At 71.9% G+C, this 18,787-nt stretch carries 15 protein-coding genes; 5 read left to right on the forward strand and 10 right to left on the reverse strand.

What is annotated here, in order from left to right; translation table 11 throughout:
• Window positions 1–86: 86 nt before the first annotated feature.
• On the reverse strand, window positions 87–1,661 hold the full coding sequence (locus ACZ9QC_RS28535) for an oxidoreductase (protein WP_472915723.1): 1,575 nt from the start codon (window positions 1,659–1,661) through the stop codon (window positions 87–89).
• A gap of 428 nt (window positions 1,662–2,089) precedes the next feature.
• On the opposite strand from ACZ9QC_RS28535, the gene ACZ9QC_RS28540 reads away from it, so the two are divergent.
• The gene (locus ACZ9QC_RS28540) at window positions 2,090–2,566 is read left to right on the forward strand and encodes a hypothetical protein (RefSeq protein ID WP_230211768.1); all 477 of its coding nucleotides are present in this window, start codon (window positions 2,090–2,092) and stop codon (window positions 2,564–2,566) included.
• A gap of 75 nt (window positions 2,567–2,641) precedes the next feature.
• On the opposite strand, the gene ACZ9QC_RS28545 is transcribed toward ACZ9QC_RS28540, so the two are convergent.
• Window positions 2,642–2,980, reverse strand: a complete 339-nt coding sequence (locus tag ACZ9QC_RS28545) for a P-II family nitrogen regulator (protein WP_184894236.1) — start codon at window positions 2,978–2,980, stop codon at window positions 2,642–2,644.
• A gap of 197 nt (window positions 2,981–3,177) precedes the next feature.
• Here ACZ9QC_RS28545 and era point away from each other — a divergent pair, with 197 nt between their 5' ends.
• Both era and ACZ9QC_RS28555 read left to right on the forward strand, forming a co-directional pair.
• Entirely contained in the window at window positions 3,178–4,140 is a 963-nt protein-coding gene (gene era, locus ACZ9QC_RS28550) for a GTPase Era (RefSeq protein ID WP_177261760.1), read from the forward strand.
• 74 nt (window positions 4,141–4,214) lie between these two features.
• Complete coding sequence (locus tag ACZ9QC_RS28555) at window positions 4,215–4,928, forward strand: bleomycin resistance protein (protein WP_472915724.1); 714 nt, start codon at window positions 4,215–4,217, stop codon at window positions 4,926–4,928.
• Window positions 4,929–4,997: 69 nt separating this feature from the next.
• Here the strand turns inward: ACZ9QC_RS28555 and ACZ9QC_RS28560 are convergent, their stop codons facing one another.
• From ACZ9QC_RS28560 to ACZ9QC_RS28580, 5 genes are all read right to left on the reverse strand, one after another.
• Window positions 4,998–6,935 (reverse strand): protein-arginine deiminase domain-containing protein, encoded by a 1,938-nt coding sequence (locus tag ACZ9QC_RS28560; RefSeq protein WP_472915725.1) that lies wholly within the window; start codon window positions 6,933–6,935, stop codon window positions 4,998–5,000.
• A 367-nt stretch (window positions 6,936–7,302) separates the two neighbouring features.
• The gene (locus ACZ9QC_RS28565) at window positions 7,303–8,556 is read right to left on the reverse strand and encodes an MFS transporter (protein ID WP_472915726.1); all 1,254 of its coding nucleotides are present in this window, start codon (window positions 8,554–8,556) and stop codon (window positions 7,303–7,305) included.
• Window positions 8,553–9,887: a GH1 family beta-glucosidase gene (locus tag ACZ9QC_RS28570; RefSeq protein ID WP_472915727.1), complete on the reverse strand. Its 1,335-nt coding sequence runs from the start codon at window positions 9,885–9,887 to the stop codon at window positions 8,553–8,555. Before ACZ9QC_RS28570 ends, ACZ9QC_RS28565 begins: the two co-directional genes overlap by 4 nt.
• 88 nt (window positions 9,888–9,975) lie before the next feature.
• Window positions 9,976–10,242 carry a protealysin inhibitor emfourin gene (locus ACZ9QC_RS28575; protein WP_230211773.1) on the reverse strand — a complete coding sequence of 89 codons (267 nt, stop codon included), beginning with the start codon at window positions 10,240–10,242 and terminating at the stop codon, window positions 9,976–9,978.
• Window positions 10,243–10,300: 58 nt separating this feature from the next.
• A complete protein-coding gene (locus ACZ9QC_RS28580) occupies window positions 10,301–11,371 on the reverse strand; it encodes a M4 family metallopeptidase (protein ID WP_472915728.1) in 1,071 nt (356 codons plus the stop codon).
• A 411-nt stretch (window positions 11,372–11,782) separates the two neighbouring features.
• On the opposite strand from ACZ9QC_RS28580, the gene leuA reads away from it, so the two are divergent.
• Window positions 11,783–13,504 carry a 2-isopropylmalate synthase gene (leuA, locus tag ACZ9QC_RS28585; protein ID WP_472915729.1) on the forward strand — a complete coding sequence of 574 codons (1,722 nt, stop codon included), beginning with the start codon at window positions 11,783–11,785 and terminating at the stop codon, window positions 13,502–13,504.
• A gap of 303 nt (window positions 13,505–13,807) precedes the next feature.
• Window positions 13,808–14,455 carry a tellurite resistance TerB family protein gene (locus ACZ9QC_RS28590; RefSeq protein ID WP_472921837.1) on the forward strand — a complete coding sequence of 216 codons (648 nt, stop codon included), beginning with the start codon at window positions 13,808–13,810 and terminating at the stop codon, window positions 14,453–14,455.
• A 178-nt stretch (window positions 14,456–14,633) separates the two neighbouring features.
• On the opposite strand, the gene ACZ9QC_RS28595 is transcribed toward ACZ9QC_RS28590, so the two are convergent.
• From ACZ9QC_RS28595 to ACZ9QC_RS28605, 3 genes are read right to left on the reverse strand one after another with little or no spacing between them, the layout of a single operon-like run.
• On the reverse strand, window positions 14,634–15,569 hold the full coding sequence (locus ACZ9QC_RS28595) for a dihydrodipicolinate synthase family protein (RefSeq protein WP_472915730.1): 936 nt from the start codon (window positions 15,567–15,569) through the stop codon (window positions 14,634–14,636).
• On the reverse strand, window positions 15,566–16,642 hold the full coding sequence (locus ACZ9QC_RS28600) for an oligopeptide/dipeptide ABC transporter ATP-binding protein (RefSeq protein ID WP_472915731.1): 1,077 nt from the start codon (window positions 16,640–16,642) through the stop codon (window positions 15,566–15,568). The genes ACZ9QC_RS28595 and ACZ9QC_RS28600 overlap by 4 nt, the downstream gene beginning before the upstream one ends.
• A complete protein-coding gene (locus tag ACZ9QC_RS28605; RefSeq protein ID WP_472915732.1) occupies window positions 16,639–18,783 on the reverse strand; it encodes a dipeptide/oligopeptide/nickel ABC transporter permease/ATP-binding protein in 2,145 nt (714 codons plus the stop codon). Before ACZ9QC_RS28605 ends, ACZ9QC_RS28600 begins: the two co-directional genes overlap by 4 nt.
• Between the last annotated feature and the right edge of the window lie 4 nt (window positions 18,784–18,787).

Below are 18,787 nucleotides of genomic sequence, written 5' to 3' on the forward strand. Positions count from 1 at the left end.
GTCGGGCTGAGGGCGCGGCGGATCGGGCGGGCCGAGGGTGCGACGGACGCGCGTCCGCCCGGTGCCGGGTGCCCGGTGCCGAGCTGCTAGTTCTTCTGCAGGGTGCGGGTCACTCCCGCGATGACGGCCGTCGTGAGGATCCAGCCGACGGCGATCAGGGCGTAGGCCAGCCACTGGAGGGTGTCGTTCGTCCAGTACCAGGCCGTTCGCTGGCCCAGACCGCCGATGGGGATCAGTAGGTCCAGGGTGTAGACGAGCGGCTGGAAGGGGGCGCCCTCGCCGCGTTTCACCGGAGTGGGGGAGCCCGTGTCGAACGCCGTCGTCCCCAGCAGGACCAGGGCGAGGAGCCAGACGCCGGCCAGCCAGGGGCGGTAGCCGTAGCCGACGGTCGCGTCGAGGAGGTGGCCCCAGACGCGGGCCGCCGGGGAGAGGGTGCGTCGCCGGTGGCGCTGCTTGGCCAGCAGCACCCGGCGGGCGTCGTCGTCGTGCCCGACCTTGCGGTACCAGGCCGCCAGTTGCTCGTACGGCTGCGGGCTGTAGCCCGGGCTGCGGCGTATCCACTCCACGCGGCGGGCCACGGCCGCCGGACCGCTCACCGCCTCCCGTCGCCCGCCGTCCGCCTCGGCGGACTTGATCGAGCCGTAGACGAAGCCGTCCAGTTCCACGATCTCCGGCCAGCTGTGCGTGCTCTCGTGGAGGTACGACACCTGGGCGCCCCGCAGATCCACCGCTCCCGTCGGTCTCCGGGCCAGGGTGAAGTCGAAGTCGGCGGCCTGCATGAGCATGGCCACCAGGGCCGGGCCGGTGCCCTCGTCGTCGGCGGGTGCTCCGTTCAGGACGGCGCCCTCGAAGGACAGGTTGTCCGTGATCTGGGTGCCCCGCAGGCGGACGGTCCCGTGGGAGACGAACCCCTCGGAGCAGTCGACGGTCTGGGCGACCGCGTTGTCCAGGGCGAGGGTCACCCCGTCCGGCCCGGGCCGCTCCAGGCGGGCCCCCTGGAGGAACAGTCCGCCGGGCAACTGGGCGCCCAGCAGCCGGATCTCGCCCTCGGTGACGAAGCCACGCCGGCAGAAGAGGCCCCCTTCGACGACCAGGCCCCCGGCGGCCATCGCCCATCCGCCGGGGGCGATCAGCCGGGCCTTGTTCAGCATGATGCCGCCGGCCACATGGGCGTTGACGAGCGACAGGGCGGTGCTGCTGCGGTGGAAGGGGGAGGAGGGAGGCCCCGCTTCCACCTGGGTGCCGTGCAGGTCGAGACGTCCCCCGATCCGGCCGGCCCCTGCCTCCAGCCTGGGCACCCGGCTGCGCATGATCGCGACCGTCCGTGTCTCGGCCCCGTAGAGGTTCACCTCCTGCTCGAACCAACAGCCCTCCAGCCAGAGGGGGTGCTCGATCCGGGCCCCCGCCAGGTCGAGGTGGCCGGTGATCCTGGCGCCGGCGAGGGAGAGCGAGCCGACCGCGCCCGGGCGCTGGGCGGCGTTGGCGCCCAGCAGCAGTGCCACGACTACCGCCGCCCGCACCGTGCGCTCGGGTCCCCAGCCCCCACCCTCGGTGGCCCGGTCCTCCTCCGCGACGCCGGTCCGCAGATCGACCCGCCGCCCCTCCGGAAACGCGTCCCACAGCTCACGTTCCGGCCCCGTCAACTCCTCGTAGGTGAGCACCAGTACAGGGTAGTGATCTTCGGGTCTTGGGGGATCGGTGGGCGCTCACGGCATAGCGTTACGGCCGGTAACAGCCCTCCGAGCTGCGTGAAAATCTTGCGCAGGCGAGTGGACACCCGGGCCGCGCCACCGGCGAAACCGTGCGGCACGGGACAGATCGGCTCACCACTCCGGCCGTGCCGGGGAGTTCGCCGACGGGGTCGGCGATCGGCTTCGGCCACTTTCGCCGACCCTTGGCGCGGCCACCGGAGCATCTCTTGCAATCTCGGCCCGCGCACGTCTCAATGGAGCCGTTCTCTTGGCGGACCGTCACATTCCGCCGCGCGGCCGCGCATTGCACCGCCCCCACATGGCAACGCCCGTACCGGGACGGACGGGGCTTCCCCAGGCCCCGTGCGCCTCCCGTACCAGGGAAGGGAATTCGCACGATGAGACGCATACGACTCGGAGTCGGCTCGGCGCTCGCGGCAGGGACGCTGGCCGTCACCGGCCTCGCGTTCGCGCCGACCGCCCTCGCGGTCACCCCGCAGACCGCGACCATCAACGCCAGCTGCACGATCGGCGGCTCCGGCGAGGCCACGCTCACGGCCACCCAGAGCGGTACGACCGCCACGGTCACCCTCTCCTCCGAGGGGATCACCGCACCGATCGCCCTCGCCGAGGACTCGATCCAGTCCACGCTCACCTTCGTCAAGGCGAGCGGCGGCACGACGGCCTTCACCGGCACCGAGAACCCGGCCCTGGCCGCCGGCGACGGCATGGTGGTGGGCCCGCTCACCGGCACCGTCGCCCCCGGCGACAGCCTGGAGGCGTTCGGCGGCTCCCTGCAGATGGTGGTCTTCGGCTTCCCCGTGACCTGCACGGCGAGCGGACCGCAGTCGCCGGGCCCGTTCGTCTTCGACTGATCCCTCGCCGCACCTGGGTGAACGGGTGAGGGGTGGTACCGCACCCGGCGGTACCACCCCTCACCCCGCTCCCGCCTACAGCGCGTCGGGACCCCGCTCGCCCGTCCGCACCCGTACGACCGTCTCGACCGGCAGCGCCCACACCTTGCCGTCGCCGATCTTCCCGGTCTGGGCCGCCTTCACGATCGCGTCGATGACGTCGTCGGACACGGCGTCCTCGACGACGACCTCGATCCGGACCTTGGGGACCAGGTCCACCTGGTACTCGGCGCCCCGGTACACCTCGGTGTGGCCGCGCTGCCGGCCGTAACCGCTGGCCTCGCTGACGGTCAGACCGTGCACACCCATCTCCTGGAGTGCGGTCTTGACCGCGTCGAGGCGGTACGGCTTGACGATCGCGGTGATGAGTCTCATGCCCTGGCCTTCTGGGGGGAGGGAGCGGACGAGGTGACCGGGGCGCCGTGGCCCGGGACGCCGTGATCGTATGCCGTCTCGGCGTGCACCGTAAGGCCGCGACGGGTGTGCTCGTGCCGAGCTGGGCGAGCCCGCCCAGGGTTTCGGAAGGCTCACGGTCCGTGGTGGGTGCGGCGGTGCTCCGGGGATCAGGGAGAATGGGCGCCATGAGCGTCCGTACCCAGTCATCCGAGCAGCCGGCCGAGGCCGCCCACCGCGCCGGCTTCGCCTGCTTCGTGGGCCGCCCCAACGCGGGCAAGTCCACCCTCACGAACGCTCTGGTCGGCCAGAAGGTGGCGATCACGGCGAACCAGCCGCAGACCACGCGGCACACGGTCCGGGGCATCGTGCACCGGCCGGACGCGCAGCTGATCCTGGTCGACACCCCGGGGCTGCACAAGCCGCGCACCCTGCTGGGGGAGCGCCTCAACGACGTGGTCCGCACGACCTGGGCCGAGGTCGACGTGATCGGCTTCTGTCTGCCGGCGAACGAGAAGCTCGGTCCGGGTGACCGGTTCATCGCGAAGGAACTGGCGTCCATCAAGAAGACGCCGAAGATCGCGATCGTCACCAAGACCGACCTGGTGGACAGCAAGGCGCTCGCCGAGCAGCTCATCGCCATCGACCAGCTGGGCAAGGAGCTGGGCTTCGAGTGGGCCGAGATCGTGCCCGTCTCGGCGGTCGCCGACAAGCAGGTGGACCTGCTCGCCGACCTGCTCGTCCCCCTTCTCCCGGAGGGGCCCGCCCTGTACCCCGAGGGCGATCTCACCGACGAGCCCGAGCAGGTCATGATCGCCGAGCTGATCCGTGAGGCGGCCCTGGAGGGCGTCCGGGACGAGCTCCCGCACTCCATCGCCGTCGTCGTGGAGGAGATGCTCCCCCGCGAGGACCGCCCCGCCGACAAGCCCCTCCTCGACATCCACGCCTTCGTCTACATCGAGCGCCCCAGCCAGAAGGGCATCATCATCGGCCCCAAGGGCAAGCGCCTGAAGGAGGTCGGCATCAAGTCGAGGAAGCAGATCGAGGCGCTGCTGGGCACGCCGGTCTTCCTCGACCTCCATGTGAAGGTGGCCAAGGACTGGCAGCGCGATCCCCGACAGCTGCGGAAGCTGGGGTTCTGAGGGGCGTCGAGACTCCCTGAGGGTGGCGCTTATTCGATCGCACGCTCTGGTCAAGTTTGACTAGGGTGAGGGTCATGGGCGAGAAGACGATTCCGATCCTTCCGTGTCAGACCCTCCAGCCTCTCCTCGACTTCTACGAGGCCCTCGGCTTCGAAGTCGCTTTCCGGCAGCGCAGCCCCAATCCGTACGCCGTGGTGGTGCGCGGCGGCATCGAGCTCCAGTTCTTCGGCCTGAAGCGGTACGAGCCGGCCCAGTCCTTCAGCACGTGCTACGTGCGCACGGACGACGTCGACGGCCTGTACACGGCGTTCCGGGCGGGCCTGAAGAAGACGTACGGGCGGATACCGACGCGGGGGCTGCCGCGTCTGGGACCGCTGAAGGACATGTCGTACGGCATGCGGCAGTTCCTGATGACCGACCCGGGCGGCAACTGTGTCCGGATCGGGCAGCCGACGAGTGAGGACCAGAGCCACCGGCCCGCACCGGAGGAGCCCGTCGCGCGGGCGCTGCACCTCGCCTCCCTGCTGGCGGACTCGAAGAACGATCCGGCGGGCGCGGCCAGGGTCGTCGACCGGGCGCTGCGGGCGGACGCCGAACGGCCGTCCGGGGCGGAACTGCTGCACCTGCTCGTGCTGCGCGCGGACGTGGCCCTCCGGCTCGGGGACGAGGAGACGGCGACGGGCGCGCTGGCACGGGCGGCGGTCGTCGAACTCACCGACGAGGAACGGCGCACGGCGCAGGACACCCTGGTGCGACTGGAGGACCTGCGGGGCCGGGAGCAGGCGTGAAAAGGGCCGCCGCCCCGGTTCTCCGGGGCGGCGGCCGTCAGGTCGTGCGGGGGCCGGCGATGGCCGGTGTCAGCGCGTCCACCAGGCGGCGGAGGTGCTCCGCAGGGTGTTCGTGCCGCAGTGGATCTCGCCCATGCCCAAGTGGTACGTCTCCCAGTCGTCCAGGTACGACACCTTCATGCCGGCGCTCGTGTACGCGGCCGTCACCGCCTCGGTGAAGATGTCCTTGCCGCCGATGACCGGGCCCCACTGGCGCGGCGCCAGGTAGTTCGTGCGGCTGAGGACGATGCCGTTGACCGCGCCGGGCACGTACGCGCTGGTCATCACCGACGGCGCGGGCGCCGCGGGGGAAGCGGCCCCGAAGCCCTCCCGGCCCTTCGCGCCCTGGTCCTCCGCCGTCTCGTCGAGGCGGCGCTGCTGGCCGTAGTCCCGTGCCACGTCCGGGAGTTCGGCGCCGGCGCCGAGACGGGTCAGCCGGGGGAGGCGGGTCTTGTCGTCGCCCGACTGCGTCTCGCCCACCTGCTCCGTGCCCTGGGTGTAGAGGGCCGGGACGCGGACGACCTCGGCGTCCGTGACGCCCGTCTCCCGCTGGAGCACCGCGAGGTTGGCCTCGATCTTGCGGGTGGCGAGGTTGTTGTCGGAGACCAGGGTCTTCGAGGCGAGGGCCTTGGCGATGGTCTCCGTGGGGCCGAGCTTCAGGGAGAACATCTTCGTCGACCCGTGACCGGCGGCCTTCGCGTCACGCAGCAGCTTCAGCCCCGCCTCGGGGTCGGCGACCGCGATCTTCCAGCCGCGGGGGGTGTCGGCGGGCAGGAACTGCACGAACTCGTCGACATGGCCCACGTGCAGCCAGGACGTGTCGAGGAACAGCGGGTCCTGCATGCCCTGGGACTTCAGGAACGTCCGCATCACCTTCGCCGGCTTGGAGCCGACGTCCGGGCGCTGCCCCATGATGATCCGGCCCGCCGGGAAGGAGCGCTCGCCGTGGGCGTACGGAGGAATGGTCTCCAGGTTGCCCATGGAGTTGAGCGTCCACTCCTCCGAGTCCTTGGCGCCCGTCACCTGCACGGCACCGATGTTCGGGCCGCGCATCTTCTCGAACAGCTCCCGGCCGGACTCGCGGTCCAGCTGGGCGGAGCGCAGCATCACGCGCATCGACTGCCGCTTGCCGTCGGCGCCGGTCATGCTGACGTACGCGGGCTCGACGAAGTCCTGCGCCCAGATGTCCCCGTACTTGGTGAAGTTCACCGTCGGCCGGGTGATGCCGGCGTCCTTGGCCGCCTCGTCGAGGCCCTTGCGGAACGCGGCGTTGAGCTTGCCGTAGTTGCCGCCGGAGATCTTGGTGACCAACAGCTGCTGGGCGTTCTGCAGATGGTGGTGGGTGAGGAGCGGGGCCACGCGCAGGGTGACCGAGTCGGCGGAGGTGCCGGCCGAGGACTTCACCGTCAGCCGGATCCGGGCGAGGCCGTCCCACTTGGCGGTGTCCCGGATGACGTCCTTGGCCTCGACGCCGAACTCCACACCGGCCTTCAGCTCGGCGCGCGACAGCCGGGTCTTGGCGGTGACCGGCTCCCACTTCTTGCCCCGCTTGACGAACACCCGGGTCTGCGCGGCGCCCGCCGTCACCTTCACGGTGCCCTGCGCCCCGGCCGGCACGCCGCGCATCGGCACGGACCGGACGCGGGCCAGGTCGGCGGCGTCGGCGGTGCCGTTCACCTTGGTGTCGGAGGCGTCGTTGCAGGCGGCCAGCTTGGCGTCCGTCAGGGGCTTGCCCTTGGGGCCGGTGGCCGGGCAACGGCGGGTGTCGTCGTCGATGTTGGGCAGCATCAGGGCGCCGCGGGCGACGGTCCAGCCGTTCTCGCCGGAGGTGTCGGTGGTGCCGGTGACGTCGACCGTGCCGTCGCGATTGGTGTCCACGCGCAGATCGGTCGGGGGCGCCCCGGCGGCGAACGCCGAGGGCACCGCCAGCGAGGGCGTCGCGAGGAGCGTGCCGGACACCGCCAGCACGGCTATCGCCTGCCGTGCGGGGCGGGTTCGGAGTGGTCTGGTTGAACGCGTAGGCACAGAGCGTCCCTTCGGCGGCGAGCGTGGTCAGCACTGAAGACGGACGAGAACACGAATCCGTTGTCTGTGCGGCGCCTGTGAAACAGTGATCTGCCGCACGTCGGCTGCGAACGGCGCCGGCCGGGCGCGTGCTGCGTGACATGGGCGGGCGCGTGCCGCATGCCGTGGCGGGGCGTGTCCCGAACGCCGCGGCGGGGTGCGTGCCGCATGCAGTGGGCGGGCGCGTGCTGCGTGCCGTGGCCGTGCGCGGGCCGTATGCCGTGGGCGGGCGCGTGCCGCTTGCCGTGGGCGGGCGCGTGCTCGACCCCGCCTACTCCACGCCGCGAATCCGTCCCACGAGTACCGCCCCCGCCAGTCCGATCACCGCCGCCACCAGATACAGCGTCCGGTAGCCGCCGAGGTGTGTCACGATCGGCGCCGCCAGCACCGGAGCGGCCACCTGGGGCAGGGAGTTGGCCACGTTGATGACGCCCAGGTCCTTGCCCCGGTCGAGGGCCTTCGGCAGGACGTCGGTCATCAGGGCGAAGTCGACCGAGGTGAACACCCCGAAGCCCAGGCCCAGCAGAGCCGAGGCGACGAGCGCACCGGGCCAGGTCGGCCAGAGGGCGATGAGTCCGGTCGCGGCCGCCATCAGCAGCCCCGACCAGTACACGAACGGCTTGCGCCGCCCCACCCGGTCCGACCACACCCCGGAGACCACCACGGTCGCCAGCAGCGTCGCGGCGTTCACCACCGTGAGGATCAGCACGCCCTCCTCCGGATCCGGGTACCCGACCCGGTCCCGCAGGTAGAACAGCAGGTAGAGCAGGCCGACGGCGTTGCTCAGATTGATCAGGAAGCGCGTCAGCCAGGCCCACGCGAAGTCCGGATGGCGCCGCGGGCTCAGCCAGAAGCCCGCCAGGAACCCCCGCCACGACCACCCCGGGCGGGCCCCCACCGGCAACGGGGGATCCCGGTGCGCCAGCACGTACGGCAACACGCCCACCAGCGTGAACACCGCACACGCCGCGTACCCCGCGCCGACACCCCCGCCCAGTGTCGCCAGCGCGGTGCCGCCGACCACGCCCAGGATCTGGGCCGCCCCCAACCAGCCGCCCACGGAGCCCCGTTGGAGCCGCGGCACCTGATCCGGGACCGCCGCGGTGACCGCCGCCCAGGACGCGTTCAGCGTGAGCTGCACCAGACACCAGCCGGCCACCATGGTCCACAGCCCGCCCGCGCCCGCGAGCAGCAGCAGCGACACCGCCCCGCCGGCCGCCCCCGCCACGATCCACGGCGTACGGCGGCCCCGGTGGGACGTCGTACGGTCCGACAGCGCCCCGAACAGCGGCGTGGCCAGCAGCGAGACGACCGCCCCGGCACCGGTCACCCACGCCAGCACCGACTCCTTCGACATGCCCGCGCCGGGTGCGAAGTCCTCCGCCTGGGAGGCCAGCAGGATCTGCAGCGGGCCGTACCAGCCCACCCAGATCGCCGCGTTGGCCAGCGCCAGGGCCGAGGTCCAGCCCCCGCCGACTCTCTCGACGGGCTCGGCGAGGGCGTCCGTCGTCCGCGCCGTCGTCATCCTCGGTTCTGCGCCCGCAGCAGGTCCCGGTACCAGGCGTACGACGCCTTCGGGGTCCGCTCCTGCGTCTCGAAGTCCACGTGGACCAGACCGAACCGCCGCGCGTACCCCTCGGCCCACTCGAAGTTGTCGAGCAGGGACCACACGAAGTAGCCGCGGAGGTCGACGCCCGCCTCGGACGCCGCGTGCAGCGCGCGCACATGGCCGTCCAGGTAGGCGATGCGCTCCTGGTCGTCGATCCCCTCGTAGGAACAGCCGTTCTCGGTGATGACGACGGGCGGCAGCCGGTCGCCGTAGCGGTCGCGGAAGCCGGTGAGGAGTTCGGTGAGGCCCTCGGGGACGACCGGCCAGCCGAAGTCCGTGGTCGGGACGTTCTCGATCTGCTTGACGGTGAAGGGCAGCTCGGCCGGGATGGAGATACCGCCGAACTCGATGTCCTCGCCCTCGGGGGCGCCCACGCGCGTCGGGGCGTAGTAGTTGACGCCGTACCAGTCGATCGGCTCGGAGATGGTCTTCAGGTCGGAGTCGATGTCCGTGCCCGGCATCAACTCGCCTATCCCCTCCGGGTATTCGCCGAGGAGGACCGGCTCCGCGAACAGGCGGTTGAGGAGCAGGTCGTAGAAGCCGGCCGCCTCCACGTCCGCCTGCTCCTGCGACGCGGGCCAGGTCGGCCCGTGCGAGTTGGCGATGCCGATGTCCGTGGCACCGGCCGCGCGCAGCGCCCGTACGGCCAGGCCATGACCCAGCAACTGGTGGTGGGCGGCCGGGAGCGCGTCGAACATCAGCTGCTTGCCGGGCGCGTGGGTGCCCAGGGCGTGGCCCAGCAGCGTGTGCTCGGCGGGCTCGTTGAGGGTGATCCACTTGCCGACGCGGTCGCCGAGCCGGGCGGCCACGACGGCGGCGTACTCGGCGAACCGCTCGGCCGTGTCCCGGTTCAGCCAGCCGCCGGTCTCCGCCAGCGACGACGGCAGGTCCCAGTGGAAGAGGGTCGGCACGGGGCGTACGCCGGCGCCCACCAGCTCGTCCACCAGCCGGTCGTAGAAGTCCAGGCCGTTCGGGGTGTTCACCCGGGGCCAGGAGATCGAGAAGCGGTACGCGCCGACACCCAGGTCGCGCAGGAGCGCCACGTCCTCCGGGTAGCGGTGGAAGTGGTCGCAGGCCACCGCCGCCGTCGAGCCGTCCTTGATCCGGCCCGGCTCGGCCGAGAAGGCGTCCCACACGGACGGCTCGCGCTCGTCCGCGGCCCCCTCGATCTGATGCGCGGAGGTCGAGACGCCCCACAGGAAGCCTGCCGGGAACTGGGGTATCGGGTCGGTCGCGTTCGTCGCCATGGGCGGATCATCCGTACCACGGGTAACGGAAGTCAACGCCCTTGGGTGAAGTGCCCGTTACGCACCCGGAGCAGCGCCGTCGGCGCGCTCACGCACCCTCCTTGAGCACCCTCCTGATCAGCTCCCGCTGCTCCTCCGACAGCGTGGGGTCCGCGCAGCGCACGACCCTGCCGTCCACCGTGATCTCGTACGAGAAACCGTCCGGCACCCCGAGCCCCGGCGAGCCCCGGCCGGTGGTGAGGGCCCGTTCGGCCAGGGCGTGCCAGTCGGGGGCATCGGGCCGCCCGGCGGTGTCCACCACCGCGTGCCGCTCGATGCCCGCGAAACCGCCCGTGCGCCGCACTTCAATCCGCATGGGTCCTGTCTAGTACGGATCGGGGCCGCGGCGCAGCACCGCCGCCGCCCGCCGCGCCCTACAGGGTCCGCACACCCACCTGCTCCCAGGCCTTCAGCACCGCCGTCAGTTCGTCGCCCTGTCCGTAGCGGTCCTTCGCCGCCTTGACCGTGAGCGTGGCGAAGTCGACGAAGAGGGCCTGCTTGTCCAGTTGGCCGCCGGTGAGGACGTCGTACCAGATCTGTCCGGCCCGCTCCCAGGCGTGGCCGCCGAGCGCGGTGGCCACGAGGTAGAACGCGTGGTTGGGGATACCGGAGTTGATGTGCACACCGCCGTTGTCGCGGCCCGTGCGGACGAAGTCGTCCATGGTCGCCGGTTGCGGGTCCTTGCCGAGGACGTCGTCGTCGTACGCCGTGCCCGGGGCCTTCATCGAGCGGAGCGCGACCCCGGTGACGCGGGGCGCCAGCAGCCCGGCGCCGATCAGCCAGTCCGCCTCGGCGGCGGTCTGGCCGAGCGTGTACTGCTTGATGAGGGCGCCGAAGACGTCCGACATCGACTCGTTGAGCGCGCCCGGCTGGCCGAAGTACGTGAGGTTCGCCGTGTACTGGGTGACGCCGTGGCTGAGTTCGTGGCCGATGACGTCGATCGGGATGGTGAAGTCGAGGAAGATCTCGCCGTCCCCGTCTCCGAACACCATCTGTTCGCCGTTCCAGAAGGCGTTGTTGTAGTCGCGCTCGTAGTGCACGGTCGCGTCCAGCGGCAGCCCGTCGCCGTCGATGGAGTCGCGGGCGAAGGACTTCCAGAACAGTTCGTACGTGGCGCCCAGGCCCGCGTACGCGCGGTTGACCGTGGCGTCCTTGCCGGGCTCGTCGCCCTCGCCGCGCACCTTCCTGCCGGGCAGGTCCGTGCCGTGGCGGGCGTCGTGGATCGTGCGGTGCGGTGTGCCCGCCTCGGCGCCGAGGGGCGCGGTGACGGACGGGGCGCCGATGACGGTGGTCAGCCGGCGGTGGGTGCGTTCGAGGGCGTCGCGCTCCAGGGTCTTGCGCGCGGCGCCGGCGAGCACCGGGTCCTCGGCCTGGGAGAGCTTGTCGAGGACATGGGGTGGGACGACTGTGCAGAAGACGGGCTCGTGGCCCCCGTTGGTGGTCATGTCCCGCACGATCGCACTCCGTCGGGGGGCTGTCACTGGGGGCAACCATGATTGGTGAAATGTCGCCGTATGGGTTACGTATCGTCCGCGTCGTGTTACTGAGGGTTGGTTTCGGGCTTTCCGCGCCGTCGTGGCTGGTCGGGCAGTTCCCCGCGCCCCTGAAGGGGTGCGCCGTCATGCCCGGTGTGGCATTGCGCACCTTTTGTCCCTTTATCTGCCTCGGTCCCGCATACTGATACGGCCCCCCGCACCGCGCTGGACTCGGCTAGGCTGCTCCGCATCATGCGTTTCGGGCTGCTTCTCCTTAGCTGCCGCGGCGAGGGCCTGTAGTCGAGGCCGACCCCCTCCCCGCGGTGCTTTGGCGTTGCGTCGTCGGCCGTCCTTTCCGGACCATCGAGGAGCCCACGCATCATGGCGAACCGCCAGCAGCCCACGTCCATGCCGATCCACAAGTACGGGCAGTACGAGCAGGTCGACATCCCCGACCGCACGTGGCCGAACAACCGGATCACCGTCGCCCCCCGCTGGCTCTCCACCGACCTGCGCGACGGCAACCAGTCCCTGATCGACCCGATGTCGCCCGAGCGCAAGCGCCGGATGTTCGACCAGCTGGTCAAGATGGGCTACAAGGAGATCGAGGTCGGCTTCCCCGCGTCCGGACAGACGGACTTCGACTTCGTACGGTCGATCATCGAGGAGCCGGGCGTCATCCCGGACGACGTCACCATCTCCGTACTGACCCAGGCCCGTGAGGACCTGATCGAGCGGACCGTGGAGTCCCTGAAGGGCGCCAAGCGGGCCACCGTCCACCTGTACAACGCCACCGCCCCCGTCTTCCGCCGGGTCGTCTTCCGTGGCTCCAAGGACGACATCAAGCAGATCGCCGTGGACGGTACGCGGCTGGTGATGGAGTACGCGGAGAAGCTGCTGGGCCCGGAGACGGAGTTCGGGTACCAGTACAGCCCGGAGATCTTCACCGACACCGAGCTGGACTTCGCGCTGGAGGTCTGCGAGGCGGTCATGGACGTCTGGCAGCCCGGTCCGGGCCGCGAGATCATCCTCAACCTGCCCGCCACGGTGGAGCGTTCGACGCCGTCGACGCACGCGGACCGCTTCGAGTGGATGGGCCGCAACATCTCCCGCCGCGAGCACGTCTGCATCTCCGTCCACCCGCACAACGACCGCGGCACCGCCGTCGCGGCGGCCGAGCTGGCGCTGATGGCCGGCGCCGACCGCGTCGAGGGCTGTCTGTTCGGGCAGGGCGAGCGCACCGGCAACGTCGACCTGGTCACCCTGGGCATGAACCTGTTCTCGCAGGGCGTCGACCCGCAGATCGACTTCTCCGACATCGACGAGATCCGTCGCACGTGGGAGTACTGCAACCAGATGGAGGTCCACCCGCGCCACCCGTACGTGGGCGACCTGGTCTACACGTCCTTCTCCGGCTCCCACCAGGACGCCATCAAGAAGGGCTTCGACGCCATGGAGGCGTCCGCGAAGGAGCAGGGCAAGACCGTCGACGACATCGAGTGGGCCGTCCCGTACCTGCCGATCGACCCCAAGGACGTGGGCCGGTCCTACGAGGCCGTCATCCGGGTCAACTCGCAGTCCGGCAAGGGCGGTATCGCGTACGTCCTGAAGAACGACCACAAGCTGGACCTGCCGCGCCGGATGCAGATCGAGTTCTCCAAGCTGATCCAGGCGAAGACGGACGCCGAGGGCGGCGAGGTCACCGGCGCCGACATCTGGGCGGTCTTCCAGGACGAGTACCTGCCCAACCCCGACAACCCGTGGGGCCGCGTCCAGGTCCGCAACAACCAGTCGACCACCGACAAGGACGGCGTGGACACGCTGACCGTGGAGGCCGAGGTCGACGGCGCGGAGACCACCCTGGTCGGCACCGGCAACGGCCCGATCTCGGCGTTCTTCCACGCGCTGCAGGGCATCGGCATCGACGCGCGTCTGCTGGACTACCAGGAGCACACGATGAGCGAGGGCGCCTCCGCGCAGGCCGCCTCGTACATCGAGGTCGCCATCGAGGACAAGGTCCTGTGGGGCATCGGGATCGACGCGAACACGACGCGTGCGTCGCTGAAGGCGGTCGTCTCCGCCGTCAACCGCGCGGCCCGCTGACCAGCCTGACCGGCGGTTTGAAAGCCCCGTTCGCCGGATTCCGGCGAACGGGGTGCGTCGTTAACCGGCCAAACCGTGTGCAGGTCGCGGGAAGGCCTCGTCCGGAGTACTGACTGCACCTCGCCGATGTGGCTAACATCACGCAAGCGCGGCAATGTTGCCGAGGGGGCACTTCCCGCGCCCAAGGGGCCGTGTGTGGGGGAGTTACGGAGGTGCGACGTGCTGCCAGGACCGGACCCGATCGGCCGTGCCGCCGCGCTCGCCCGCGACGGGCGGACCAGCCGTGCCACCGGCTTCTCGCGTGTGCTGGGGACCCGGATCGCGTGGACGGGCGTCGGTGACGGCGAGTTCTTCTGCCCCGGCTGCGGAGGCGACCGCAACTACCAGCGCCTCACCGGCCGCCGCCGCTTCACCCTCCTCGGCGTCCCCGTGCTGGCCCGCGGCGAGACCGGGCCCGTCGTCGAATGCGCGGCCTGCCGCCGCCACTACACCGTCGACGTCCTCGACCACCCCACCACCACCCGGTTCTCCGCGATGCTCCGCGACGCCGTCCACACGGTCGCCCTCGCCGTCCTCGCGGCCGGCGGCACCTGCTCGCGCACCTCGCTGACCGTCGCCGCCGGCGCCGTCCGCTCCGCCGGGTTCGACGACTGCACGGAGGACCAGCTCGGCGCCCTGGTCGAGGCCCTGGCCGCGGACACGGGCCGCGTCCACGGCGAACCCTGCGGCCCCGGTCTGGCCATAGAGCTCCATGAGGCCCTGGACCCGCTGGCACCCCACCTCGCCCCGACCGGGCGCGAGGCGATCCTGCTCCAGGGCGCGCGGATCGCCCTGGCGGACGGGCCGTACACCCCGGCGGAACGGGACGCGCTGGCCACGGTGGGAGCGGCGCTCACGATCTGCGCCGACGACGTGACCCGCCTCCTCGCGGCGGCCCGGACGCCGTCCTGACCTGACCAGGGCCCCGTCTCAGCGGGACCGCGTTCCAGCAGGACACCGCCCAGACCACTCCGCCGTGCACGCATACGTCCCGAAGTCGTCCGTGCGCCCTGTGGGGGCACGGCGGCTCGTGATCGTGGCGTACGAGTCGGGATGCCCCCGGCTCCCGGGGTCTGGCTCCTGTGGGGCCTCAGAGCAGGCCCGCCGCCGCCAGGTACTTGCCGACCCGCTCGGTCTCCGCCTCCGACAGGGGGATCTGGGGTTCCGCCGTGGCCGGGCAGGCGATGACGCCGCGCAGGTGCAGGGCGGCCTTGAAGGCGCCGAGGGCGGAGGACGAGCCGCCCATGCGGGCCGGGTCCCCGGCGCCGACCATGCCGAAGAGGGCGCACAGGCGCTCCTGTTCGGCGCGGGCCCGGTCCAGGTCGCCGGCACGGAAGAGGCGGTGGAGGCGGACGTACCCGGCGGGATCGACGTTCGCCAGCCCCGGCACCGCGCCGTCGGCGCCCAGGGCCAGCGCGGAGTCCACGAGGAGTTCGGAGCCGGTGAGGCAGCTGAAGCCGGTGACGGCGGGATCGGTACGCGCGCCCGTGACGACCCGGCGGAACGCGGCCAGGTCGCCGCTGGAGTCCTTCAGGCCGGCGAGGACCCCGTCCGCCGCCAGCTCCAGGACCACCTCGGCGGGCAGCGTGCAGTGGACGGCGACCGGGATGTCGTAGGCGAAGACGGGGACGGGGGAGCCGGCGGCGAGCAGCCGGTAGTGGCGGGAGATCTCCGCGGGGTGGGTGCGCGCGTAGAAGGGGGCGGTCGCCACGACGGCCTCCGCCCCGGCGGCGGTCACGGCGCGGACGTGGTCCAGGACGCGCGGCGTGGTCATGTCGATCGCCCCGGCGAGGACCGGGAGTTGGCCGCCGACGTGAGCGACCGCGGTCTCCACGACCCGCCGCCGCTGCGCGTCCGTCAGGAAGGCCGCCTCCGACGACGAACCGAGCACGAACAGCGCGTCCACCCCGCCCGCCACGAGATGGTCGACCAGCCGGACCAGTGAGGGGACGTCCACCTCGCGGTCCGGTGTCAGAGGCGTGCAGACGGGCGGGATGACACCGGTCAGCGGGGCGGGGAAGGTCATGGCGGCTCCCTGGTGCTGGACTTCGCTGGACGTCGCTGGGCATCGCGGACGGCGTCCGGCGCGGGCGCGGCCACCGCCTGGGCGACCAGGTCCCGCGTCGAGTCCGTCTCCTGCACAGGATGGTGGCAGCGGAAGCGGTGTCCGGGGGCCGACGCGGCCGCGAAGTCCGGCATGATCTCCGCGCAGACGTCGTCCGCCTTCCAGCAGCGGGTACGGAACGGGCAGCCGCTCGGCGGCCGGGTCGCCGACGGGACGGGGCCCACCAGGGGGATCGGGTCGATCGGGTCCAGCAGGCCCGGCGTCGCCGAGAACAGCGCGCGGGTGTACGGGTGCCGGGCGCGGCCGGTGACCAGGGCCGCCGGGGTCTCCTCCACGATCCGGCCCAGATACATGGTGACCACCCGGTCGCTCATCCGCCGTACCGTCTGGATGTCGTGCGAGACGAAGACCAGCGCCAGACCGAGGCGTTCCCTGAGGTCCAGGAGCAGGTTGAGGATCTGGGCGCGGACCGAGACGTCCAGCGCGCTCGTCGGCTCGTCCGCGACCACCAGCTCCGGGTCGAGCGCCAACGCCCGTGCGATCGCCACGCGTTGCCGCTGGCCGCCGGAGAGCTGTCCGGGCAGGCCGTCCGCGAGCGCCGGGGGCAGGCCGACCAGGGACATCAACTCCCGCACCCGGTCCTCCCGTTCGGCCGGGGTGCCGCGCCGGTGCACGTCCAGCGGGTCCCGCAGGATCCGGCGGACCGTCAGCCGGCGGTTCAGGGCCGTCGACGGGTCCTGGAAGATCATGCCCGTGCCGCCGCCGACGGTCGCCCGGCGCTCGCCCGGCGACATCGACCACAGGTCGCGCCCCCGGAACGCCACCGTCCCGGCCGTCGGCCGGTCCACCCCCACCAGCAGCTTCGCCAGCGTCGACTTGCCGCACCCCGACTCGCCCACCACGCCCACCGTCTCACCGGGCGCGATCACCAGGTCGGCGCCGGTCAGGGCGTACACCCGGTCCCGGGTGAACAACCCGCCGCCGCGCGCCCGGTGGACGACATGGGCGCCGGAGACCTCCACGAGCGCGTTCACCTGACCGTCTCCCTCCCGTCCATGAGGTCCACCACCGGGTGGTGGCAGGCCGCCGTGTGCGTACGGCCGCCCAGCAGGGCGGGGGCCGTCGTACGGCAGACCTCGCTCGCCCGGGGACAGCGGTCGGCGAAGCGGCAGCCCGCCGGGAAATCGGCGGGGGCGGGGACGACACCCCTGATCTGGGTCATCCGCTCGGCCGCCGACTCCAGGGAGAGGACGCTGCCCAGCAGCCCGCGCGTGTAGGGATGGGAGGGCCGTTCCACCAGGTCCGCCGTCACGCCCGTCTCGACGATCTGTCCGCCGTACATCACCACCACCCGGTCGGTCACGTCCGCGACCAGGGCCAGGTCGTGGGAGACGAGGATCAGCGCGAAGCCGAGTTCCGCGCGCAGCCGCAGCAGCAGTTCGATGATCTGGGCCTGCACGGTGACGTCGAGCGCGGTCGTCGGCTCGTCGGCCACGATCAGCCGGGGGGCGCGGGACAGGGCCATCGCGATGAGGACGCGTTGGCGCTGGCCGCCGGAGAGTTCGTGCGGATAGCTGCGCAGGGTGCGGTCGGGGTCCAGGCCGACCAGGCGCAGCAGTTCGGGCGCGGGGCGTCTGCCGCCCCTGCGCACCACCTGCTTCAGCTGGGCGCGGACGGTCATCGCCGGGTTCAGCGAGGACAGGGCGTCCTGGTGGACCATCGCCATCTCGTGGCCGAGCAGCCGGCGCCGGACCCGCATCGGCTCGCCCACCAACTGCCGCTCACCGAAGAGGACCTGGCCGCGTACGCGGGCGCCCCTCGGTTGCAGGCCCATCACCGTCAGCGCGGTCAGCGACTTGCCGCAGCCCGACTCGCCGACCAGGCCCAGCACTTCACCGGGGCGGACCTCGAAGCTGATGCCGTCGACGATGTCCACGCCCCCGTGCCGTTCGTCGAAGCCGATCGCCAGGTCCCGCACGGCCAGCACGGGCCGGCCCTCGGGGAGGGGACGGGCCCGGGAGCGCAGCCGCACGGCCGCCTCGGCCAGACCGGGCAGCTCCGCAACCTCGCCGCCGCCCGCAGCCTCTCCGCCCACCGCTTCCGCGCCACCACCGATCCCGGCGCCCTCCAATCGGCCGGCCTGCTCCTGTGGTTCCGGTCGGTCGGCCTGCTCCTGTGCGTCCAGCCAGCCGCCCCGCTCCTCTGCGTCCAGCCGGTCCGCCCGCTCCCGTGGTTCCGGTCGCTCCGTTTCCTTCAGCGGCTCCGGTCCTCCCGGCCCCGTGTCCCGCGCCGCCGGTGCGGCCCACGCGTCGGAGACGCCCTCGGAGAGGATGTTCAGGCAGAGGACGGTGACCAGCATCAGCAGGCCGGGGAAGACGGTCGCCCACCAGCCGCCGGTCAGCACCATGTTCTTGCCGTCCGCGATGACACTGCCCCAGGACGGGTCCGGCGGCCGTACGCCCGCGCCGATGAAGGACAGCGACGCCTCGAAGACGATCGCCTCGGCGACCTGGACGGTGCAGAACACGAGCACCGGGGCCGCGCAGTTGATCGCCACGTGCCGGACCACGATGTGCGGGGTGCGGGCCCCTATCACCCGCTCGGCGGTCACATAGTCCTCGCCGTACTGGTCGAGGACGTTGGCCCGGACGACCCGGGCGACCGGCGGGGTGAACAGGAACGCGATCGCGCAGATCAGCACGGTGATCCCGCCGCCGAAGACGGCCACCAGGACGGCGGCCAGCGCGATGCCGGGGAACGCCATGACCACGTCCAGGCAGCGCATCAGCGTCTCGTCGACCGCCTTGCGGGAGGTCGCCGCGACGGCGCCGACGACCGCGCCCACGACGAGGGCCAGCGCGGTCGCGCCGAGTCCGATCGCCAGCGACCAGCGGGCCCCGTACATCAGCCGGCTCAGGATGTCCCGGCCGAGGCTGTCCTGGCCCATCCAGTGGTCGGCGGAGGGCGCGCCGGTGCCGCCGACCAGGCTCCGCTGGTCGAGGGGGTCGTACGGGGCGAGCCACGGGGCGAGGAGCGCGGTGAGGACCACGACCGCCAGGAAAGAGACCGCGATCCGGGACAACGGCGGCAGCCCGCGCCAGGAGCGCGGCCGGACACCGGGCCGGGACAGGGCCTCGGTCAGGCGCCTGCGCGTGGTCACGATCAGACCGAACATCAGG

The organism is Streptomyces sp. HUAS MS02, from assembly GCF_055702265.1.

Excerpts from the sequence above, each read along its gene's own strand:
- ACZ9QC_RS28540 (WP_230211768.1), top strand. The coding sequence starts at position 2,090 with ATGAGACGCATACGACTCGGAGTCGGCTCGGCGCTCGCGGCAGGGACG.
- ACZ9QC_RS28595 (WP_472915730.1), bottom strand. The coding sequence starts at position 15,569 with ATGACCTTCCCCGCCCCGCTGACCGGTGTCATCCCGCCCGTCTGCACG.
- ACZ9QC_RS28575 (WP_230211773.1), bottom strand. The coding sequence starts at position 10,242 with ATGCGGATTGAAGTGCGGCGCACGGGCGGTTTCGCGGGCATCGAGCGG.
- ACZ9QC_RS28605 (WP_472915732.1), bottom strand. The coding sequence starts at position 18,783 with ATGTTCGGTCTGATCGTGACCACGCGCAGGCGCCTGACCGAGGCCCTG.
- ACZ9QC_RS28545 (WP_184894236.1), bottom strand. The coding sequence starts at position 2,980 with ATGAGACTCATCACCGCGATCGTCAAGCCGTACCGCCTCGACGCGGTC.
- ACZ9QC_RS28580 (WP_472915728.1), bottom strand. The coding sequence starts at position 11,371 with ATGACCACCAACGGGGGCCACGAGCCCGTCTTCTGCACAGTCGTCCCA.
- leuA (WP_472915729.1), top strand. The coding sequence starts at position 11,783 with ATGGCGAACCGCCAGCAGCCCACGTCCATGCCGATCCACAAGTACGGG.
- ACZ9QC_RS28555 (WP_472915724.1), top strand. The coding sequence starts at position 4,215 with ATGGGCGAGAAGACGATTCCGATCCTTCCGTGTCAGACCCTCCAGCCT.
- ACZ9QC_RS28570 (WP_472915727.1), bottom strand. The coding sequence starts at position 9,887 with ATGGCGACGAACGCGACCGACCCGATACCCCAGTTCCCGGCAGGCTTC.
- era (WP_177261760.1), top strand. The coding sequence starts at position 3,178 with ATGGGCGCCATGAGCGTCCGTACCCAGTCATCCGAGCAGCCGGCCGAG.
- ACZ9QC_RS28565 (WP_472915726.1), bottom strand. The coding sequence starts at position 8,556 with ATGACGACGGCGCGGACGACGGACGCCCTCGCCGAGCCCGTCGAGAGA.